The following is a 19,393-nucleotide window of genomic DNA, read 5'->3' as shown; positions in this document are numbered from 1 at the left end:
CGCGGTCAGAGGCGGTCGAGGACCTTGCCGAGCAGCTCGCCCATGCGGGTCGCCGAGTCGCGGCCCGCCTGGAGGACCTCCTCGTGGTTCAGCGGCTCGCCCGTCATGCCCGCGGCGAGGTTGGTGACCAGGGAGATGCCGAGCACCTCGGCCCCGGCCTCGCGCGCCGCGATGGCCTCGAGGACGGTCGACATGCCGACGAGGTCCGCCCCGATGGTGCGGGCCATGCGGATCTCGGCGGGCGTCTCGTAGTGCGGGCCGGGGAACTGCGCGTACACGCCCTCTTCGAGGGTCGGGTCGACCTCCTTGCACAGCGCGCGCAGGCGCGGCGAGTACAGGTCCGTGAGGTCCACGAAGTTCGCGCCGACGATCGGGGACGTCGCCGTGAGGTTGAGGTGATCGCTGATCAGGACCGGCTGGCCCGGGCGCATGCCCTCGCGCAGACCGCCGCAGCCGTTGGTGAGCACGATGGTCTTGCAGCCCGCGGCGACGGCGGTGCGCACGCCGTGCGCGACCGCGGCGACGCCCCGGCCCTCGTAGTAGTGCGTGCGGCCCAGGAAGACCAGGACGCGCTTGTCGCCGACCTTGAAGGAGCGGATCTTGCCGCCGTGGCCCGCGACGGCGGGCGGCGGGAAGCCGGGCAGCTCGGTGACCGGGAACTCGGCCTCGGGGGCGCCGAGCGCGTCGACGGCCGGTGCCCAGCCGGAGCCCATCACGAGGGCGACGTCGTGGGTCTCGGCGCCCGTCAGCTCACGCAGGCGCGTGGCGGCGGCGTCGGCGGCGGCGTACGGGTCGCCCTGGATGTCGTCCGGAATAACTGAAGCGTTCACGCCGACGAGGGTAGCCGGTTACGCCCTACGCGCGTAGATGACGAGGCTCACGGGATCGGGATCGTTGCCTTGTCGTTTCCGACAAGGTGATCGACCGGGCTCCCGCCGGAGCGGGTCAGCACGGGCGTTTGCGCAGTTCCATCACGTAGTCGTGGGGGGCGCCCGCGGACTCGGCGGCGTCGGCCAGCTCGCCGAGGTAGCGCGCCGAGGGCAGGCCGCCCTCGTAGCCGTTCAGGACGTACACCCACGCGGGTTCCTCGCCCTCCAGGGTGTGGATCCGCACCCGCATGCGCCGGTAGATGTCGAGGCCGACGCCCTCCCAGCGGTCCATGGAGTCCTCGTCCATCGGCGCCACGTCGTACAGGGCGACGAAGACCTGGGAGCGCGGGGCCTCCACGATCGTGGCCAGTGCGCCCTCCCAGCCCATGTGCTCGCCTCCGAACGTCAGCCGCCAGCCGTTCAGCCAGCCGGTCGCGCGCAGCGGCGAGTGCGGGGCGCGGCGCGTCATGAGCCGCGCGTCGAGATTGCCGGCGTACGCGGCGTAGAGCGACATGCCGTCGAGGGTACGGCTTTCTGGCGTGGGCGCCCTACGCAGTTGCCGTTAAGGGGGCTGCGCCCCCTTAACCGGCCCTTTTTGGCGCTTCGCGCCTTGTCCTCCGGCGGGGGGCGGGCTGGGTTTCCGCGCTGCGCGCTTGTCCTCAAGCGCCGGACGGGCTGGATGGGGGTGCTGGGCGTTCGTTCTCGGGTGTCGGGCGGGCTGGATGGGTGTGCTGAGCGTGCGTTCTCGGGTGCCGGGCGGGCTGGATGGGGGTGCTGGGCGTTCGTTCTCGGGTGCCGGGCGGGCTGGGTGGGGGGCTGGGCGTGCGTTCTCGGGTGTCGGATGGGCTGGATGGGTGTGCTGAGCGTGCGTTCTCGGGTGCCGGGCGGGCTGGATGGGGGTGCTGGGCGTTCGTTCTCGGGTGCCGGGCGGGCTGGGTGGGGGGCTGGGCGTGCGTTCTCGGGTGTCGGATGGGCTGGGTGGGGGTGCTGGGCGGTCGTTCTTGGGTTTCGGATGGGTGGGGTGGCGGGTGGTGGGTGGTTGTTCTTGGGGGTGCTGTGGGGTGGGGGCGGGGGTGGATGTGGCCCCGCTCGCTCGGTGCTCGGGGCGTACGGGACAATGGAGTACGTGACTCGGATCGTGATCATTGGTGGCGGACCCGGCGGATACGAGGCGGCGCTGGTCGCGGCCCAGCTCGGCGCGGAGGTGACCGTCGTCGACTGCGACGGTCTGGGCGGGGCGTCGGTGCTCACCGACTGCGTGCCGTCGAAGACCCTGATCGCGACGGCCGAGGTGATGACCACCTTCGACTCGTCGTACGAAGAGCTCGGGATCATCGTCGAGGACGACACCCCGCACATCGACCAGGCCGCGCGTGTCGTGGGCGTGGACCTCGGCAAGGTGAACCGTCGGGTGAAGCGGCTCGCGCTCGCGCAGTCGCACGACATCACCGCGTCCGTGACGCGGGCGGGCGCGCGCGTGCTGCGCGGCCGCGGGCGCCTTGAAGGCCAGCAGGCCATGGACGGGTCGCGGACCGTGGTCGTGCGCGCCGCCGACGGGTCCGAGGAGCGGCTCACCGCCGACGCCGTGCTCATCGCCACCGGCGGCCACCCGCGCGAGCTGCCGGACGCCCAGCCGGACGGCGAGCGCATCCTGAACTGGACGCAGGTGTACGACCTCGACGAGCTGCCCGAGGAGCTCATCGTGGTCGGCTCCGGCGTCACGGGCGCCGAGTTCGCCGGTGCCTACCAGGCGCTCGGGTCCAAGGTGACCCTCGTGTCGTCGCGCGACCGCGTGCTGCCGGGCGAGGACCCGGACGCCGCCGCCGTCCTGGAGGACGTCTTCCGCCGCCGCGGGATGAACGTGATGGGCCGTACCCGCGCCGCCTCCGCCAAGCGCGTGGGCGACCGCGTGGAGGTCACCCTCGCCGACGGGCGCGTCATCTCCGGCACGCACTGCCTGATGGCCGTCGGCGCCATCCCCAACAGCAGCGGCATGGGCCTGGAGGAGGCCGGGGTCAAGCTGAAGGACTCCGGGCACATCTGGACCGACCGGGTGTCCAGGACCTCCGCCCCCGGCGTGTACGCGGCCGGTGACGTCACCGGCATCTTCGCCCTCGCCTCCGTGGCCGCCATGCAGGGCCGCATCGCGATGTACCACTTCCTGGGCGACGCGGTGACCCCGCTGAACCTGAAGACCGTCTCGTCGAACGTCTTCACCGACCCGGAGATCGCCACCGTCGGCTACACCCAGGCCGACGTCGACGCGGGCAAGATCGACGCCCGGGTGGTCAAGCTGCCGCTCCTGCGCAACCCGCGCGCCAAGATGCAGGGCATCCGGGACGGCTTCGTCAAGATCTTCTGCCGCCCCGGCACGGGGATCGTGGTCGGCGGCGTGATCGTCGCACCGCGCGCCTCGGAACTGATCCACCCCATCTCGATCGCGGTCGACAACAATCTGACGGTGGAGCAGATCGCTAACGCCTTCACCGTGTACCCCTCGCTTTCGGGGTCGATCGCCGAGGTGGCCCGGCAGCTGCACACGCGGAAGACGAGCGGCGAGGCCTGATTCCGGCGACTCCGGGTGCCGCGCGCGGCACCCGGAGGTGATCCCTCCGGCGGCCGGAATCAACTCTTCGCAGGTCACAGCCTGTTGCCGTCCATGCGTCCGGCATAGGCGCGTGGAGTACCCCTATACCACTCCCACCCCTGTCGTGCGTACAACTTCTGTAATTCGGCGCAAACTGCTGAAAGCAGACGGTCGTTGGGGTTACTGTCAGTTTCGTGTTCGCTGCAGAACGTCGCCAATTGATCCTCGAAATGGTGCGGGCCAACGGGGCTGTGTCGCTCCGTGAGCTCGCCCGCGTCGTCCAGACCTCCGAAGTGACCGTACGGCGGGACGTGCGCGCGCTGGAGGCAGAAGGACTCCTCGACCGCCGGCATGGCGGTGCGGTATTGCCGGGCGGATTCACGCGGGAGTCCGGCTTTCCGCAGAAATCGCATCTCGCGTCCGCCGAGAAGACGGCCATCGCCGATCTCGCGGCGGGTCTCGTCGATGAGGGCGAGGCCATCGTCGTCGGGGCGGGTACGACCACGCAGGAGCTGGCCCGCCGGCTCGCGCGGGTACCCGGCCTGACCGTGGTCACCAACTCCCTGCTCGTGGCCCAGGCCCTGGCCCACGCCAACAGAGTGGAAGTCGTCATGACCGGCGGCACCCTGCGCGGCTCCAACTACGCCCTGGTGGGCAGTGGTGCCGAGCAGTCCCTCCAGGGGCTCAGGGTCTCGCGCGCCTTCCTGTCCGGCAGTGGCCTGACCGCCGAGCGCGGCCTGTCCACGTCGAACATGCTGTCCGCGAGCGTGGACCGCGCGCTCGTCCAGGCGGCGGCCGAGGTCGTGGTCCTCGCCGACCACACCAAACTCGGCACGGACACGATGTTCCAGACCGTGCCGACGGACGTCATCACCCGCCTCGTCACCGACGAACCGCCCGCCCACGACGACCGCGCGGCCACCGAGCTCCAGGCCCTGGCGGACCAGGGCGTGCAGATCGCCGTGGCCGGCGGAGCCGCGGGCCCCGGCCAGGGCCCGGGGGTCGACTCCGTGCCCACGGGCCGCCAGCCCCGCCGGGACGTGCCGCTGCCCGGCCAGCGGCGGGGACACGGGGGCCAGGGGCCGCAGCTGCGCAGTGCGGCGGTCCTCGGCGACCAGCAGCCCGGGGAGCGGGCGGCGAGGGTGGCCGACCTCCGGCGGCGGTAGGCCCGGGGGCGGGGCGCTGTGCGCCCCGCCCTCAGCCGCCGGACGGGTCCGCGGGGTGGGCCTTGAGGCCGCGCAGGGTCAGGGTGAGCAGCCGGTCGGCGAGCTCCGGGTCGTCGGGGGACTCCTCGGCGGCCAGGGCGATCGCGTTCGTCAGCTGGAGCAGGTCCTCGATGGACACGCCCGCGCGCACCGCGCCCGCCGCCCGGGCGCGGGCGAGCAGGGCCGCACCCGCCTCCCGCATGGGGCGGCTGCACCGCCCCAGCGGGGTGCTGTCGTCCCGCGACACCGACATCAGGGCCCGCGCGAGCCCCCGGTACTCGCTCGCGTGCGTGACCAGGGCGCGCAGCCACGTCACGAGGGCCGCACAGGGCTGCGGGGCGTCGAGCAGCTCCCGCGAGCGGCTCAGGAGATCGCTGACCGCTTCCTCGAACACGGCGCTCATCAGGGCGTGACGGTTGGGGAAGTGCCGGTACAGGGTGCCGATGCCCACGCCCGCGCGGCGGGCGACGTCTTCGAGGGAGGTGTCCGTACCGTGCTCCGCGAAGGCGGAGCGGGCCTCCTTCAGGAGGCGCTGGTGGTTGCGCTGGGCATCGGCGCGCATGCGGCCTCCTCGGTCGCCGGACGGTCCGAACGCCCCCGCCCACCCGCCCCGGTGGGGGACGGGTGGGCGGAGGCCTGGCGGTACGGGCTCAGGGTGCCCGCGCAGGGAAGACTCAGTCCTTGATCTCGCAGATGGCCGCGCCCGAGGTGAGGCTCGCGCCCACCTCGGCCTGGAGGCCCTTGACGGTGCCGGAGCGGTGGGCGTTCAGGGGCTGCTCCATCTTCATGGCCTCCAGGACCACGATGAGGTCGCCCTCCTTGACCTCCTGGCCCTCCTCGACCGCGACCTTGACGATCGTGCCCTGCATCGGGGACGCCAGGGTGTCGCCGGAGGCGGCGGGCCCGGACTTCTTGGCAGCGCGGCGCTTCGGCTTGGCGCCCGCCGAAAGTCCCGTACGCGCCAGGGACATGCCCATGCCGGCGGGCAGGGAGACCTCCAGGCGCTTGCCGCCGACCTCGACGACGATCGTCTCGCGGTCGCCGTCCTCCTCCTCGGCGTCGCCGCCCACGGGGGCGAACGGCGGGATGTCGTTGACGAACTCGGTCTCGATCCATCGGGTGAAGACCGTGAACGGCTCGTCGGAGCCGGTCAGTTCGGGCGCGAACGCCGGGTCGGCGACCACCTTGCGGTGGAACGGGATGGCGGTGGCCATGCCCTCGACCTCGAACTCGGCCAGCGCACGGGCGGCCCGCTCCAGGGCCTCCTTGCGGGTGCGCCCGGTGACGATCAGCTTGGCGAGCAGCGAGTCCCAGGCCGGGCCGATGACCGAGCCGGACTCGACGCCCGCGTCCAGGCGGACACCGGGGCCGGACGGGCCCGCGAACTTGGTGACGGTGCCGGGGGCGGGCAGGAAGCCCCGGCCCGGGTCCTCGCCGTTGATGCGGAACTCGAAGGAGTGGCCGCGCAGTTCGGGGTCGCCGTAGCCGAGCTCCGCGCCGTCGGCGATGCGGAACATCTCGCGGACCAGGTCGATCCCGGCGACCTCCTCGGTGACCGGGTGCTCCACCTGGAGACGGGTGTTGACCTCCAGGAAGGAGATCGTGCCGTCGGCGCCGACGAGGAACTCGACGGTGCCCGCGCCGACGTAGCCGGCCTCCTTCAGGATCGCCTTCGACGCGCTGTACAGCTCCTCGACCTGGGCGTCGGAGAGGAACGGCGCCGGGGCCTCCTCCACCAGCTTCTGGTGGCGGCGCTGGAGCGAGCAGTCACGGGTGGAGACCACGACCACGTTGCCGTGCTGGTCGGCGAGGCACTGGGTCTCGACGTGGCGCGGCTTGTCCAGGTAGCGCTCCACGAAGCACTCGCCGCGGCCGAAGGCGGCGACCGCCTCGCGCACCGCGGAGTCGTACAGCTCCGGCACCTCTTCGAGGGTGCGGGCGACCTTCAGGCCGCGGCCGCCGCCGCCGAACGCCGCCTTGATGGCGATGGGCAGGCCGTGCTCCTCGGCGAACGCGACGACCTCGTCGGCGCCCGAGACCGGGTCCGGGGTGCCCGCGACCAGCGGGGCGCCCGCGCGCTGCGCGATGTGCCGGGCGGCGACCTTGTCACCCAGGTCCCGGATCGCCTGCGGCGGCGGGCCGATCCAGGTGAGGCCCGCGTCCAGGACGGCCTGCGCGAACTCGGCGTTCTCGGAGAGGAAGCCGTAACCGGGGTGGACGGCGTCCGCCCCGGAGTCCTTGGCGGCGGCGAGCACCTTCGCCATGTCCAGATAGCTGGTCGCCGGGGTGTCACCGCCGAGGGCGAACGCCTCGTCTGCGGCCCGCACATGCAGCGCGTCCCGGTCGGGGTCCGCGTAGACGGCAACGCTCGCGATCCCGGCATCCCGGCACGCCCGGGCGACCCGGACAGCGATTTCGCCACGGTTGGCGATGAGCACCTTGCGCACGATGGCTCCCTCCTTGAAACAAGCCGAGTTTAGGGACTGCCGACACGCCCTTTCGACCCGTCCCCATTGGTGAGCTTGCCCACACGGAGCGTGATCCGAGGCGCGCCAGACCCCCGAAATCCCTTGTCGCACCGTGGTACGCAGGGTCCCTTCCGGGCAGCGTAGCCCTCCGGTGTGCTCAAGGTCTCTGTGAGGGCGCGCTGCGGCGCGGGAGCTTTCTTTGTGGAGTCCCTACGAATGGCCCAATGAATCTTTGCCTCCGGCACGGCTCTTGTCCCCCGGTTTACCCGTTAGTAGCGTGCCCGATGGCTCGTACGTACTTGCGGTAACAGCGGTTGCCGGGGATCGGTGGAGAGTGGGTGGGGCGCCGTGGGGCGCAGACCAGTGGCGTGGGCGGGCGCGGTCGTGCTGTGGGCGGAGGCGGCCGGCGTCGCGTTCCTCAACTGGTTCCTGGGCCTGGTCGTCGACGAGCAGAAGATGTCCCTCGCCGGGCTCGACCCGCACGCCATGACCGTGGCGACGTGGATCGCGGGCGGTGTCCTCGGGCTCTGTCTCGCGCTGTGCGGCTTCCTGCTGGCGCGCACCGCCGTGCGCGACCGCGCGCCGGGCGGCTTCGGGCACGCCGTGCTGATCGGCGCGGCCGTGCTGCACGCGGTGCTCGGCGCGTTCGCGGTGGGCCTGGTGGGCTGGCTCGCGTTCGCGTTCATGATGCTGGTGCTTGGGCTCGTCGTGCTGACGCTGCTGGCCTACGACCGCCACGAGGGCCGGGTCGCGGCGGCGGACGCACCGCCGCCGCCCGGCGAGGCGGCTCCGCGGACGGCGTGAGGCGCCGTCCGCGGCCGCGCGCTAGTCGGCCCACAACTGGGTGATGCCCACGCCCAGTTCGGCCAGGAGGCGGCGGAGGAGCGGCAGGGAGAGGCCGATGACGTTGCCGTGGTCGCCGTCGATGCCGTCGATGAACGGGGCCGAGCGGCCGTCGAGGGTGAACGCGCCCGCCACGTACAGCGGTTCGCCGCTCGCCACGTACGCCGCGATCTCCTCGTCCGAGGGCTCGCCGAAGCGGACCACCGTCGAGGCGGTGGCGGCGACGTGCCGGCCCGAGGCCGTGTCGTACACGCAGTGCCCGGTCTGCAGGACGCCCGCGCGGCCGCGCATCGCCTTCCAGCGGGCGGTGGCCTCCTCGGCGTCGGCGGGCTTGCCGAGGGCCTGGCCGTCCAGCTCGAGGACCGAGTCGCAGCCGATGACCAGGGCGCCCTTGACGTCCGGCCGCGCGGCGACCACCGACGCCTTCGCCTCCGCGAGGGCCTTGGCGAGCTCGGCCGGGGTGGGGGCGGCGACCGCGTCCTCGTCGACCCCGCTGACGATCACCTCGGGGGCGAGCCCCGCCTGGCGCAGCAGGCCGAGGCGGGCGGGGGACTGGGAGGCGAGGACGAGGCGGCGGGTGGGCTGATCACTCATGCGGTCAGCGTAGCCGCGGTCCCGCCCGCTCAGATGATCCCCAGGATCAGCATCGCGAGGAGCATGGCCACCGCCAGGAGCACGCCCGCGCGGCGCATCTTGGCCTGCATGTCCCGCATGTCCTTGGGCGGGTCGTTCTCCGGGTCGGACCACAGCATGGCTCGATGGTGCGCGCCGGGCCGGTCCCGCGCCTGAGTACGCGTACCTAAGTTCCGCAGATCGATCGTTCACCCGTACGCCCCCGTGCCGGTGCCCGGCATCAACTACGCGTTGGCCGTCCGGGAGGGGAGCGCTCCGATATGCGCGCACTGCGCACCAAGGTCCTGATGCAGGAAGGCCGGCGCGCCGTGGAACGACGGCTCCGCCTGGGTGCCGCGCGGCACGAAGGGCGGGATCGGCGCCGCGGGGGCGTACGCGCTCAGCGATGAGGCGTTCGGCCTCACCTGCCGGAACAAGCGGATCGGGTCCGGGCTCGGGCGCTGAACCGCCGTGGTGGGGGCGCGGGCCGCGCCCCCACCGGGCCCGTCACACGGGCCAGTACGTGCGGCCCCAGGACGCGGGGCCCGGCTGCGGCAGGCGCTCGCGGGCCACGCGGGCCGGGTCCGCCCAGGCGTCCGGGGTGCGGGGCGCGCCGGACGGCGCCTGCGCGGCCGCCGCGGCGCGCGCCTGGACCACCGCCAGGGCGGCGGCCAGCTCCTCGGGGGTCGGGTTGCCTCGTACGACCTTGATCACGAATGGGCTCCTCGGGGGTCGGGACACAGCCGTGGGGGCCGGGCTACAGCGGGATGTTGCCGTGCTTCTTCGGGGGCAGGGACTCCCGCTTCGTGCGCAGCTGGCGCAGGCCGCGCACGAGGTGCGAGCGGGTCTCGGAGGGCATGACCACCGCGTCCACATAGCCGCGCTCGGCGGCCGTGTACGGGTTCAGGAGCGTGTCCTCGTACTCCTGGATGAGCCGCGCCCGGGTCTCCTCCTGGGCGGCCTCGTCCCCGGCCGCGGCGATCGTGCGGCGGTGCAGGATGTTCACCGCGCCCTGCGCCCCCATGACCGCGATCTGCGCGGTCGGCCAGGCCAGGTTCAGGTCCGCGCCCAGGTGCTTGGAGCCCATCACGTCGTACGCGCCGCCGAAGGCCTTGCGCGTGATCACGGTGATCAGCGGGACCGTCGCCTCCGCGTACGCGTAGATCAGCTTGGCGCCGCGGCGGATGATGCCCTCGTGCTCCTGGCCGACGCCGGGCAGGAAGCCCGGGACGTCCACGAAGGTCAGCACGGGCACGTTGAACGCGTCGCAGGTGCGCACGAAGCGCGCGGCCTTCTCGCTCGCGTCGATGTCGAGGCAGCCCGCGAACTGCATCGGCTGGTTGGCGACGATGCCCACCGGGTGGCCCTCGACGCGCCCGAAGCCGGTGAGGATGTTCGGCGCGAACAGCGGCTGCGTCTCGAAGAAGTCCCCGTCGTCCAGGACGTGCTCGATGACCGTGTGCATGTCGTACGGCTGGTTGGCGCTGTCCGGCACGAGCACGTCGAGCTCGCGGTCCTCGTCGGTCGTCTCCAGGTCCGCCTCCTCGGGGAAGGCCGGGGGCTCGCTGAGGTTGTTCGACGGCAGGTACGAGAGCAGCGACTTGACGTACTCGATCGCGTCCTTCTCGTCGCCCGCCATGTGGTGCGCCACGCCGGAGGTCGCGTTGTGCGTGCGGGCGCCGCCCAGCTCCTCGAAGCCGACGTCCTCGCCGGTGACGGTCTTGATCACGTCCGGGCCCGTGATGAACATGTGCGACGTCTGGTCGACCATGACCGTGAAGTCGGTGATCGCGGGGGAGTACACGGCGCCGCCCGCGCACGGCCCCACGACGAGGCTGATCTGCGGGATCACCCCGGAGGCGTGGGTGTTGCGGCGGAAGATCTCGCCGTACATCCCGAGGGCCATCACGCCCTCCTGGATGCGGGCGCCGCCCGAGTCGTTGATCCCGACGACCGGACAGCCCGTCTTCAGGGCGAAGTCCATCACCTTCATGATCTTCTGGCCGAAGACCTCGCCGAGCGAGCCGCCGAGGACCGTGAAGTCCTGCGAGAAGACGGCGACCGGGCGGCCGTCGACCGTGCCGTAGCCGGTCACCACGCCGTCCCCGTACGGGCGGTTGTGCTCCATGCCGAAGTCGGTGGAGCGGTGCCGGGCGAACTCGTCGAGCTCCACGAACGAGCCCTCGTCGAGCAGCAGCTCGATCCGCTCGCGCGCCGTCAACTTCCCCTTGGCGTGCTGCTTCTCGACCGCGCGCGCCGAACCGGCGTGCTTCGCCTCCTCGATGCGGCGCCGCAGGTCGGCCAGCTTCCCGGCGGTCGTGTGGATGTCGGTGCCGGGATCGCCCCCGGTGGGCGCCGGGGCCCCGTGGGGCTCCTGGGGCTGCGCGGAGGGCTGCTTGGGCTCGTGCGGCTCGGACATCGGGACGCGGCTCCCTGCCTGCTCAAAGGGGACGGTGAGGGGCTGACGACGCTGGCTACTGACTCGTAGCGTATCGGCGCGGATACGCCTGTGCAGTGCGGCGTTTACCACACCTAGGGTGGCTTGCATGACGCCGTCGAATGACCCAGAGAACACCGGGAACCGCTGGAGCGACCTGGACCGCCCGCCCCTGAACGCGGCCGCGCTGCGCCGCGCGCTCGTCCGCGACGGCGGGCTCTACCGCTCTCTGGACGTGGTGGCGTCCACCGGCTCCACCAACAGCGACCTGGCCGCCCGCGCCGACGAGCTGCCCGAGGGCGCCGTGCTCGTCGCCGAGGCGCAGAGCGCGGCGCGCGGCCGCCTGGACCGGCGCTGGACCGCGCCCGCGCGCTCCGGCCTGTTCTTCTCCGTCCTGCTCAAGCCGGACGAGGTGCCCGTGGAGCGGTGGGGCTGGCTGCCGCTGCTCACCGGCGTCGCCGTCGCCACCGGCCTTGCCCGGGCTGCCGGGGTCGACACCGCGCTGAAGTGGCCCAACGACCTGCTCGTCACCGTCGACGGGGACGAGCGCAAGGCCGGCGGCATCCTCGCCGAACGCGCGGGCGCCACCGGTGTCGTCGTCGGCATCGGCGTCAACGTCACCCTGCGCGCGGCGGAGCTTCCCGTGCCGCACGCGGGCTCCCTCGCCCTCGCGGGCGCGGCGGGCACCGACCGCGACCCCCTCCTGCGGGCCGTCCTGCGCAGCCTGGAGCGCTGGTACGGCGACTGGCGCGGGGCCGGGGGCGACCCGGCGGCCTGCGGGCTCCAGGAGGCGTACGCGGCGGGGTGCGCGACGCTCGGGCGCGCGGTGCGGGCCGAGCTGCCCGGGGGGCGCGAGGTCTCCGGCGAGGCCGTGGCGGTGGACGGGGACGGGCGGTTGGTCCTCGCCACGGCCGAGGGGGTTCGGGAGCCCGTGGGTGCGGGGGACGTCGTCCACCTGCGCGGCGTCGGCTGACGGCCTTCGCGGGGCGCCCCAGTCCCGCCCCTTCCCGTTTCCTGGGGGCTCCGCCCCCGGACCCCCGCTCCTCAATCGCCGGAGGGGCTGAAATCCCTGCCGCGACCGGCGGCAGTTCCAGCCCGTCCGGCGTTTGAGGACGAGGCGCGGAGCGCCGAAAAGCGGGGGCAGGGGGGCGGAGCCCCCGAAGCGGGAAGGGGCGGGTCAGGGGCGCCCCGCGTGGGTGGCGGGCCGAGGCGGGAGTGAGCTGGGGCACACCTGCCGTAAAGTTGGCGCCGGTCGATATCTGACCGTGGCAGATCGGAAGGGCAGCAGGCGTGACCGTCGACGACACCGGCTCCGGCCAGGGCGCACACCCAGCCCCCGACGGTGAGCCCCGCGCGGCGGCACCCTCGGCCTCCGAGGAGGCGTCCGGCGCGGGCGACAAGGCCGCCAAGGACGACAAGCCGGACGACTCCTACCGCCCGGCGGAGCCGGAGCTGTCGGCGGCCCTCGACCGCACGGCGAACCCCGGGCCCCCGGCCGACCCCGACGACGACAAGGACCCCCTGGCGCTGCGCCTCGAGCAGTTGATCCTCGGGGCCGACCGGCGCTACACCCCCTTCCAGGCGGCCCGCAGCGCGGGCGTCTCCATGGAGCTGGCGTCCCGCTTCTGGCGGGCCATGGGCTTCCCCGACATCGGCCAGGCCAAGGCCCTCACCGAGGCCGACGTGCTCGCGCTGCGCCGCCTCGCGGGCCTCGTCGAGGCGGGCCTGCTGAGCGAGGCGATGGCGGTGCAGGTGGCGCGGTCCACCGGGCAGACCACCGCCCGGCTCGCGGAGTGGCAGATCGACTCGTTCCTGGAGGGCCTCACCGAGCCGCCCGAGCCGGGCATGACCCGGACGGAAGTCACGTATCCGCTCGTCGAACTGCTGCTGCCCGAGCTGGAGGAGTTCCTCATCTACGTGTGGCGGCGGCAGCTCGCCGCGGCCACGGGCCGGGTCGTCCAGGCGGCCGACGACGAGGAGATGGTCGACCGGCGGCTCGCCGTCGGCTTCGCCGACCTCGTCGGCTTCACACGCCTCACGCGGCGCATGGAGGAGGAGGAACTCGGCGAGCTGGTCGAGGCGTTCGAGACGACGGCCGCCGACCTGGTCGCCGCGCACGGCGGACGGCTCATCAAGACCCTCGGCGACGAGGTCCTCTTCGCCGCCGACGACGCCGGGATCGCGGCCGAGATCGCGCTGCGGCTCATCGAGACCATGGCGAACGACGAGACCATGCCCGAGCTGCGCGTCGGCATCGCCTTCGGCACGGTGACGACCCGCATGGGCGACGTGTTCGGCACCACCGTGAACCTCGCGAGCCGCCTCACCTCGATAGCGCCCCGGGACGCCGTGCTCGTCGACGGGGCCCTCGCCGAGGAGCTGACCCGCACCGGGGAGGCCCCGGCGTCCGAGACGGAGGCCGCGGCCCTCGCCGAGCGCGCCGAGAAGGAGGGCGAGGAGCCGCCCGGGTACCGCTTCGCGCTCCAGCCGATGTGGCAGCGGCCGGTCCGCGGCCTCGGCATCGTCGAGCCCTGGCTGCTCACCCGCAGGGGCTGACGCCCGGCCGGTGCCGGGTACCCAAGGCGCGGTCCTGCTGACATGATCGCGGGGTAACGGTCGTTAACCGGGAGTTGGAGGGGTCATGGGCGAGCTGCGGTTCGGGGAGTTCGTGGGGGTACGCCGGCACGGCCACGTGGCGGAGCTCGCGCTGGACCGGCCCAAGGCCATGAACGCCGTGTCCAGCGCCATGGCCCGCTCCATCAGCGAGGCCTGCGACGCGCTCGGCGCGGACCGGGACGTGCGCGTGGTGGTGCTGACCTCCACGCACGAGCGCGCGTTCTGCGTGGGCGCGGACCTCAAGGAGCGCAACTCCCTCACCGACGCGGAGCTGGTGCGCCAGCGGCCCGTCACCCGGGCCGCGTACACCGGGGTGCTCGACCTGCCGATGCCCACCGTCGCCGCCGTGCACGGCTACGCCCTCGGCGGCGGCTTCGAGCTCGCGCTGTCCTGCGACGTCATCGTGGCCGACCCGACGGCCGTCGTCGGCCTGCCCGAGGTGTCCGTGGGCGTGCTGCCCGGCGGTGGCGGCACCCAGCTGCTTCCCCGGCGCGTGGGCGCCGCGCGGGCCGCCGAGCTGATCTTCTCGGCGCGCCGCGTGGCGGCGGCGGAGGCCAAGGAGCTCGGGCTCGTCGACCTGGTGGCGGGCGAGGGCGAGGACCGCGACGAGGCCCTGGCGCTCGCCGCCCGCATCGCCGCGAACTCGCCCGTCGGCCTTCGTGCCGCCAAGCGCGCGCTGCGCCTCGGCCACGGGCTCGACCTGCGCGCGGGCCTGGAGGTGGAGGACGCGGCCTGGCGGTCGGTGGCGTTCTCCGGGGACCGGGCGGAGGGCGTGGCGGCGTTCAACGAGAAGCGGAAGCCGGAGTGGCCCGGGGAGTAGGGCCGCGCGCGGGCGCCCGGGGCGTCCCGGCCCCGCCCACGGGGTGTCCCGGCCCCAGTCGCGGGGCGCTCCGGGCTCACGTCTCCCTTTGCGTGGAATGTCCGTAACCTGGAGTGATGGGACAGGACGTTCGGTTGCGCGCTGTCGTGGCGCTCGCGCAGGGGATGGCCGCCGCGCACACCCCGCGAGGGTCCTGGCGCGCGGCCGCCCAGGGCGCCCGGCGGGCCCTGGACGGGAGCTTCGCCGCGCTGTCCGTGTGGGAGCGCGAACGCGGGCGCCTGCGCGTCCTCGCCAACGTCGGGGAGCTGGCCGCGGGGGAGGAGGAGTTCCCCGAGGGCGAGGCCTACCCCGTCCACCAGTTCCCGGAGATCACGGAGTTCCTGCACGAGCGCTGGGCGGGCGGCGGCGAGCCGCACGCCTGGGTGGAGACCGCGCGGGGGCCCGGTGACGGCGGGCGCGCGGGCTACTGCCACCAGCGGGTCGCCGCGCTGCGCCGACGCGGGCGCGGCTGCTGCGTGGTGGCCCCGATCGTGCTGCGCGGGCGCGCCTGGGGCGAGCTGTACGTGGCGCGGCCGGTGGGCGCGCCGGTCTTCGACCGGACCGACGCGGACTTCGCCACCGTCCTCGCGGCCGTGGTCGCCGCCGGGATCGCACAGACCGAGCGCCTGGAGGAGGCCCGGCGCCTCGCCTTCACGGACTCCCTCACCGGCCTCGCCAACCGCCGCGCGGTCGACGTGCGGCTCGACGAGGCCGTGGAGCGGCACCGGGCCGAGGGCGTCGTCGTCAGCCTCGTCGTCTGCGACGTGAACGGGCTCAAGCAGGTCAACGACCGGCTCGGGCACGCGGTCGGCGACCGGCTCCTGGAACGCTTCGGCTCGCTGCTCTCGCTGTGCGGGGCGATGCTGCCGGGGGCCCTCGCGGCCCGGCTCGGCGGCGACGAGTTCTGCCTCCTTTCGGTCGGCCCCTCCTCGGACGAGGTGGTGCGGGTCGCCGACGAACTGTGCCTGCGGGCGTACGAGTTGGAGCTGGGCGAGGGGGTCGCCTGCGGGGTCGCGTCGACGGGGGACCCGATCGGTCCGGTGCGGTCGGCCCGGCGCCTGTTCCGGCTCGCGGACGCGGCGCAGTACCGGGCGAAGGGCGCGCGGGCGCCGAAGCCGGTGGTCGCGGGCCGCGAGGGCGCCGACGATCCCGTGGTGCGCCTCGCGGACGAGGCGACGGCCCCCGCCCGGGCCGAACGCCGCCGCTTCCGGGGGCGGTAGCCCGCGCCGGGGGCATCCCCCGGGCGTACCCCCCCGGTGGTGTTCCCCAGCGGCCGCTGGGGCGTTCCTCGGCGGCCCGGGCCGTGTTCTCCGGCGACCTGCGCGGTGACCCGCGCGGTGGTCCGCAGCGAGCCCGGCGGTGGTCCGTGGCGAGCCCCGGGGTGGTCTGCGGTGGCGTGTGCGGTGGTTCGCAGGTCCCGTGACCTGTGCGGTGGTCCGCAGTGGACCCCTGCGGTGGTCTGCGCTGATCCGTGCGGTGGTCCGCGGCGAGCCGTGTGGTGGTCTGCGGTGAGTCCCGGGGTGGTCTGCCGTGAACCGTGCGGGGGTTCCGCAGAGGGCCACTGCGGTGGTCCGCAGCGAGCCCGGCGGTGGTCCGTGGCGAGCCCCGGGGTGGTCTGCGGTGGCGTGTGCGGTGGTTCGCAGGGCCCGTGTGGTGGTCTGCGGTGAACCGTGCGGGGGCTCGCAGGACCCGTGCGGTGGTCCGCAGTGGACCCCTGTGGTGGTCCGCAGGGAACCTCGCGGTGGTCCGCAGGGAACCTCGTGGTGGTCCGTGGGGAAGCGGGCGGGGTTCCCCAGTGACACGGCGAGTTTCAATGCGTACGCTCCTGAATATGGATATGCAGACTGTGGTCGTAGGGACGTCCGGCACCACCGCCGCGGACGTCGTGGCCGTCGCCCGTCGGAACGCCCGCGTCGAGCTCGGTGACGACGCCGTCGTCGCCCTCACCGCGGCCCGGGAGATCGTCGACGCCCTCGCCGCCAAACCGGAGCCGGTCTACGGCGTCTCCACCGGCTTCGGCGCCCTCGCCAGTCGGCACATCGACCACGGCCTGCGCGCCCAGCTCCAGCGGAACATCGTCCGCTCGCACGCGGCCGGCATGGGCCCGCGCGTGGAGCGCGAGGTCGTGCGCGCGCTGATGTTCCTGCGCCTGAAGACGGTCTGCTCCGGCCACACCGGGGTGCGCCCGCAGGTCGCGCAGACCATGGCCGACGTCCTGAACGCGGGCATCACCCCGGTCGTCCACGAGTACGGCTCCCTGGGCTGCTCCGGCGACCTCGCCCCGCTCAGCCACTGCGCCCTGACCCTGATGGGCGAGGGCGACGCCGAGGGCCCGGACGGGACGGTGCGGCCCGCCGCCGAGCTGCTCGCCGAGCACGGCATCGCCCCGGTCGAGCTGCGCGAGAAGGAGGGCCTCGCGCTGCTCAACGGCACCGACGGCATGCTCGGCATGCTGGTGATGGCCCTCGCCGACCTGGACGTCCTGTACAAGTCCGCCGACATCACCGCCGCGCTCTCCCTGGAGGCCCTGCTCGGCACGGCGAAGGTCCTCGCGCCCGAGCTGCACGCCATCCGCCCCCACCCCGGGCAGGCGGCCGCCGCGGCCAACATGCTGGCCGTCCTCGCTGGTTCGGGCCTGACCGGGCACCACCAGGACGACGCGCCGCGCGTCCAGGACGCGTACTCGGTGCGCTGCGCCCCGCAGGTCGCGGGCGCGGGCCGGGACACCCTCGCGCACGCCCGCACCGTCGCCGAGCGGGAGCTGGCCGCGGCCGTCGACAACCCGGTCGTCCTGCCGGACGGGCGCGTGGAGTCCAACGGCAACTTCCACGGCGCGCCCGTCGCGTACGTCCTGGACTTCCTCGCCGTCGCCGCCGCCGACCTCGGCTCCATCGCCGAGCGGCGCACCGACCGGCTGCTCGACAAGAACCGCTCGCACGGTCTGCCGCCGTTCCTCGCCGACGACGCGGGCGTCGACTCCGGCCTCATGATCGCCCAGTACACACAGGCCGCCCTGGTCAGCGAGATGAAGCGGCTCGCCGTCCCGGCCTCCGCCGACTCGATCCCGTCCTCCGCCATGCAGGAGGACCACGTCTCCATGGGCTGGTCGGCCGCCCGCAAGCTGCGGACCGCCGTCGACAACCTCGCCCGGATCCTCGCCGTCGAGCTGTACGCCGCCACGCGCGCCGTCGAGCTGCGCGAGGGCCTCACCCCCGCCCCCGCGAGCCGCGCCGTCATCGAGGCCGTGCGCAAGGCGGGCGTCGAGGGCCCGGGCCCGGACCGGTATCTCGCGCCGGACCTGGCGGCGGCGGAGCGGTTCGTCCGCGGCGGCGAGCTCGTCGCCGCCGCGGAGCAGGTCACGGGACCGCTGGCCTGATCACGGCTCCGGCACCGGCTCCGGGTCCCCCGGAGCCGGGCCGTGGTCCACGGGGCCCGTGGCCCCCGCCGGGCTCGCCGGCAGGAAGTCCTCGCTGATCTCCTTCGGTCCGTACGGCCACACCTTCTCCCGGCGCGCCCACACCACGAACGCCACGCAGCCGAGCGCGAGCCAGGCGAGCGACCACTCGATGGGGTGGCGGCCCGGCGCGTTCTTGTCGGCGTACCCGTAGATGACCAGCCAGCCCGCGAGCGCCACGAAGCTCGGCAGCGGGTACAGCCACATGCGGTAGGGGCGGCGCAGCGTCGGTTGGCGGCGGCGCAGCACGCTCAGGGCGAGGATCTGGGCCAGGGCCTGCACCAGGACCATCACGGCGGTCAGGAGCTGGATCAGGGTCGCGAGGTCGGTGTGGCGGCCGAGCAGGAAGCCCCCGGAGGTCACCACGCCCATCGTCGCGAGGCCGAGCACCGGGAAGCGGTGCCGGGCGTGCAGCTTCGCGTACGGCCGGAAGAACACGCGGTCGCGGGCCGCGTCGTAGGGCACCCGGGAGCCGCCGAGCAGCCCCGCGAAGACGGACGCGAACGCGGTGATCAGGATGAGCACGGTCACCGTGTCCGCCGCGCCCTTGCCCCAGGTCTCCTCCAGGACCGCCGACGCCACGGACGTCGAGGCCACGTCGTCGGGGTCCGTCATGCGGTGCCAGTCGACGACGCCGAGCGTGCCGATCTGGAGCAGCAGGTAGATCGTCATGATGCCGAGGATCGAGAAGACGATCGCGCGGGGCAGGGTGCGCCCCGGGTCCTTGATCTCGGCGCCCAGGTATGCGGCCGTGTTGTAGCCGAGGTAGTCGTAGATGCCGATCGTCAGGCCGCCCGCGAAGCCGATCCAGAAGTGGTCGCTCGTCAGCTCGAAGGCGCCGGACGGATAGGTGAACGCCAGGTCGGCGTCGAAGTGCGTGAGCGAGGCGACGATCACGCAGCCGACCGACACGATCATCACGCCCCACATCACGGCCGTGATCCGCGCGATGTGCTCGATGCCGCGCCACAGCAGCGCGATGACGAGCGCGATCACGCCGAGCCCGATCAGATCGCCGGTCGTCCGCCCCATGCCGGGCGCGAGGTAGCCCAGGTACTGCACGAACCCCACGATTCCCGTGGACATGCCCACCGGGACGAACAGCATCGCCGTCCACACGAACAGGAACGGCATCAGCCGCCCGGTGCGGTACTGGAAGGCCTGGCGCAGATAGACGTAGCTGCCGCCCGAGCCCGGCATGGCGGCGCTCAGCTCGGCCCAGACCAGGCCGTCCGCGAGCGCGAGCAGCGCGCCCGCGACGAACCCGGTGACCGCCTGCGGCCCGCCGAACGCCGCGACCATCAGCGGGATCGTCACGAAAGGTCCGATGCCACACATCTGGCTCATGTTGATGGCGGTGGCCTGGAAGGGGCCCACGCGGCGTACGAAGCCCTTCTCCGGCATGGGAGCCTCCTGGGCGCGACGATCGGCACGGCCGATCGA

17 protein-coding genes are annotated in these 19,393 nt (G+C 73.5%); 8 read left to right on the top strand and 9 right to left on the bottom strand.

The features are described 5' to 3' along the window. Positions 1–5 precede the first annotated feature (5 nt). Positions 6–830 carry a purine-nucleoside phosphorylase gene (locus AC5WAM_RS15735; protein WP_138961493.1) on the bottom strand — a complete coding sequence of 275 codons (825 nt, stop codon included), beginning with the start codon at positions 828–830 and terminating at the stop codon, positions 6–8. Between the two features lie 115 nt (positions 831–945). After that, a complete protein-coding gene (locus tag AC5WAM_RS15730; protein ID WP_138961494.1) occupies positions 946–1,383 on the bottom strand; it encodes a gamma-glutamylcyclotransferase family protein in 438 nt (145 codons plus the stop codon). A gap of 603 nt (positions 1,384–1,986) precedes the next feature. Between AC5WAM_RS15730 and AC5WAM_RS15725 the strand changes: the two genes are divergently transcribed. Then, positions 1,987–3,435 (top strand): NAD(P)H-quinone dehydrogenase, encoded by a 1,449-nt coding sequence (locus AC5WAM_RS15725; RefSeq protein ID WP_172383421.1) that lies wholly within the window; start codon positions 1,987–1,989, stop codon positions 3,433–3,435. 251 nt (positions 3,436–3,686) lie between these two features. Beyond that, the gene (locus tag AC5WAM_RS15720; protein ID WP_495523593.1) at positions 3,687–4,622 is read left to right on the top strand and encodes a DeoR/GlpR family DNA-binding transcription regulator; all 936 of its coding nucleotides are present in this window, start codon (positions 3,687–3,689) and stop codon (positions 4,620–4,622) included. A 31-nt stretch (positions 4,623–4,653) separates the two neighbouring features. Here the strand turns inward: AC5WAM_RS15720 and AC5WAM_RS15715 are convergent, their stop codons facing one another. Together AC5WAM_RS15715 and AC5WAM_RS15710 are read right to left on the bottom strand one after the other, a co-directional pair. Further along, positions 4,654–5,223 carry a TetR/AcrR family transcriptional regulator gene (locus tag AC5WAM_RS15715; protein ID WP_366789314.1) on the bottom strand — a complete coding sequence of 190 codons (570 nt, stop codon included), beginning with the start codon at positions 5,221–5,223 and terminating at the stop codon, positions 4,654–4,656. A 112-nt stretch (positions 5,224–5,335) separates the two neighbouring features. Continuing rightward, positions 5,336–7,108, bottom strand: a complete 1,773-nt coding sequence (locus AC5WAM_RS15710) for an acetyl/propionyl/methylcrotonyl-CoA carboxylase subunit alpha (protein WP_366789315.1) — start codon at positions 7,106–7,108, stop codon at positions 5,336–5,338. 369 nt (positions 7,109–7,477) lie between these two features. Here AC5WAM_RS15710 and AC5WAM_RS15705 point away from each other — a divergent pair, with 369 nt between their 5' ends. Then, positions 7,478–7,933: a hypothetical protein gene (locus AC5WAM_RS15705; RefSeq protein WP_366789316.1), complete on the top strand. Its 456-nt coding sequence runs from the start codon at positions 7,478–7,480 to the stop codon at positions 7,931–7,933. 21 nt (positions 7,934–7,954) lie between these two features. Here the strand turns inward: AC5WAM_RS15705 and AC5WAM_RS15700 are convergent, their stop codons facing one another. From AC5WAM_RS15700 to AC5WAM_RS15685, 4 genes are all read right to left on the bottom strand, one after another. Continuing rightward, entirely contained in the window at positions 7,955–8,566 is a 612-nt protein-coding gene (locus AC5WAM_RS15700; protein WP_495522933.1) for a nucleoside triphosphate pyrophosphatase, read from the bottom strand. Positions 8,567–8,595: 29 nt separating this feature from the next. Then, positions 8,596–8,724, bottom strand: a complete 129-nt coding sequence (gene mmpB / locus AC5WAM_RS15695; RefSeq protein WP_361831922.1) for a morphogenic membrane protein MmpB — start codon at positions 8,722–8,724, stop codon at positions 8,596–8,598. Positions 8,725–9,091: 367 nt separating this feature from the next. Beyond that, entirely contained in the window at positions 9,092–9,298 is a 207-nt protein-coding gene (locus tag AC5WAM_RS15690) for an acyl-CoA carboxylase epsilon subunit (protein WP_138961501.1), read from the bottom strand. 43 nt (positions 9,299–9,341) lie between these two features. After that, positions 9,342–11,003, bottom strand: coding sequence for an acyl-CoA carboxylase subunit beta (locus AC5WAM_RS15685; protein WP_366789317.1), 1,662 nt, complete (start codon positions 11,001–11,003; stop codon positions 9,342–9,344). Between the two features lie 127 nt (positions 11,004–11,130). Between AC5WAM_RS15685 and AC5WAM_RS15680 the strand changes: the two genes are divergently transcribed. The 5 genes from AC5WAM_RS15680 (at position 11,131) to hutH (ending at position 17,872) form a co-directional block, all read left to right on the top strand. Beyond that, positions 11,131–11,994, top strand: coding sequence for a biotin--[acetyl-CoA-carboxylase] ligase (locus AC5WAM_RS15680; protein WP_495522932.1), 864 nt, complete (start codon positions 11,131–11,133; stop codon positions 11,992–11,994). 317 nt (positions 11,995–12,311) lie between these two features. Continuing rightward, positions 12,312–13,577 carry an adenylate/guanylate cyclase domain-containing protein gene (locus AC5WAM_RS15675; RefSeq protein ID WP_366793040.1) on the top strand — a complete coding sequence of 422 codons (1,266 nt, stop codon included), beginning with the start codon at positions 12,312–12,314 and terminating at the stop codon, positions 13,575–13,577. An 85-nt stretch (positions 13,578–13,662) separates the two neighbouring features. Continuing rightward, on the top strand, positions 13,663–14,457 hold the full coding sequence (locus tag AC5WAM_RS15670; protein ID WP_138961504.1) for an enoyl-CoA hydratase/isomerase family protein: 795 nt from the start codon (positions 13,663–13,665) through the stop codon (positions 14,455–14,457). Between the two features lie 116 nt (positions 14,458–14,573). After that, complete coding sequence (locus tag AC5WAM_RS15665; RefSeq protein WP_366793041.1) at positions 14,574–15,716, top strand: GGDEF domain-containing protein; 1,143 nt, start codon at positions 14,574–14,576, stop codon at positions 15,714–15,716. 617 nt (positions 15,717–16,333) lie between these two features. Next, a complete protein-coding gene (hutH, locus tag AC5WAM_RS15660; RefSeq protein ID WP_495523592.1) occupies positions 16,334–17,872 on the top strand; it encodes a histidine ammonia-lyase in 1,539 nt (512 codons plus the stop codon). On the opposite strand, the gene AC5WAM_RS15655 is transcribed toward hutH, so the two are convergent. Further along, positions 17,873–19,354 carry an APC family permease gene (locus tag AC5WAM_RS15655; RefSeq protein WP_495522931.1) on the bottom strand — a complete coding sequence of 494 codons (1,482 nt, stop codon included), beginning with the start codon at positions 19,352–19,354 and terminating at the stop codon, positions 17,873–17,875. Positions 19,355–19,393 lie beyond the last annotated feature (39 nt).

It is taken from the genome of Streptomyces sp. JLYT201 (assembly GCF_059448825.1).
This window is presented reverse-complemented; position numbering and strand designations above follow the sequence as displayed.

Coding starts and splice junctions, on each gene's coding strand:
- mmpB (WP_361831922.1), bottom strand. CDS start 8,724: ATGCTGTGGTCCGACCCGGAGAACGACCCGCCCAAGGACATGCGGGAC.
- AC5WAM_RS15700 (WP_495522933.1), bottom strand. CDS start 8,566: ATGAGTGATCAGCCCACCCGCCGCCTCGTCCTCGCCTCCCAGTCCCCC.
- AC5WAM_RS15725 (WP_172383421.1), top strand. CDS start 1,987: ATGGAGTACGTGACTCGGATCGTGATCATTGGTGGCGGACCCGGCGGA.
- AC5WAM_RS15685 (WP_366789317.1), bottom strand. CDS start 11,003: ATGTCCGAGCCGCACGAGCCCAAGCAGCCCTCCGCGCAGCCCCAGGAG.
- AC5WAM_RS15720 (WP_495523593.1), top strand. CDS start 3,687: ATGGTGCGGGCCAACGGGGCTGTGTCGCTCCGTGAGCTCGCCCGCGTC.
- hutH (WP_495523592.1), top strand. CDS start 16,334: ATGCAGACTGTGGTCGTAGGGACGTCCGGCACCACCGCCGCGGACGTC.
- AC5WAM_RS15655 (WP_495522931.1), bottom strand. CDS start 19,354: ATGCCGGAGAAGGGCTTCGTACGCCGCGTGGGCCCCTTCCAGGCCACC.
- AC5WAM_RS15715 (WP_366789314.1), bottom strand. CDS start 5,223: ATGCGCGCCGATGCCCAGCGCAACCACCAGCGCCTCCTGAAGGAGGCC.
- AC5WAM_RS15670 (WP_138961504.1), top strand. CDS start 13,663: ATGGGCGAGCTGCGGTTCGGGGAGTTCGTGGGGGTACGCCGGCACGGC.
- AC5WAM_RS15680 (WP_495522932.1), top strand. CDS start 11,131: ATGACGCCGTCGAATGACCCAGAGAACACCGGGAACCGCTGGAGCGAC.
- AC5WAM_RS15665 (WP_366793041.1), top strand. CDS start 14,574: ATGGGACAGGACGTTCGGTTGCGCGCTGTCGTGGCGCTCGCGCAGGGG.
- AC5WAM_RS15730 (WP_138961494.1), bottom strand. CDS start 1,383: ATGTCGCTCTACGCCGCGTACGCCGGCAATCTCGACGCGCGGCTCATG.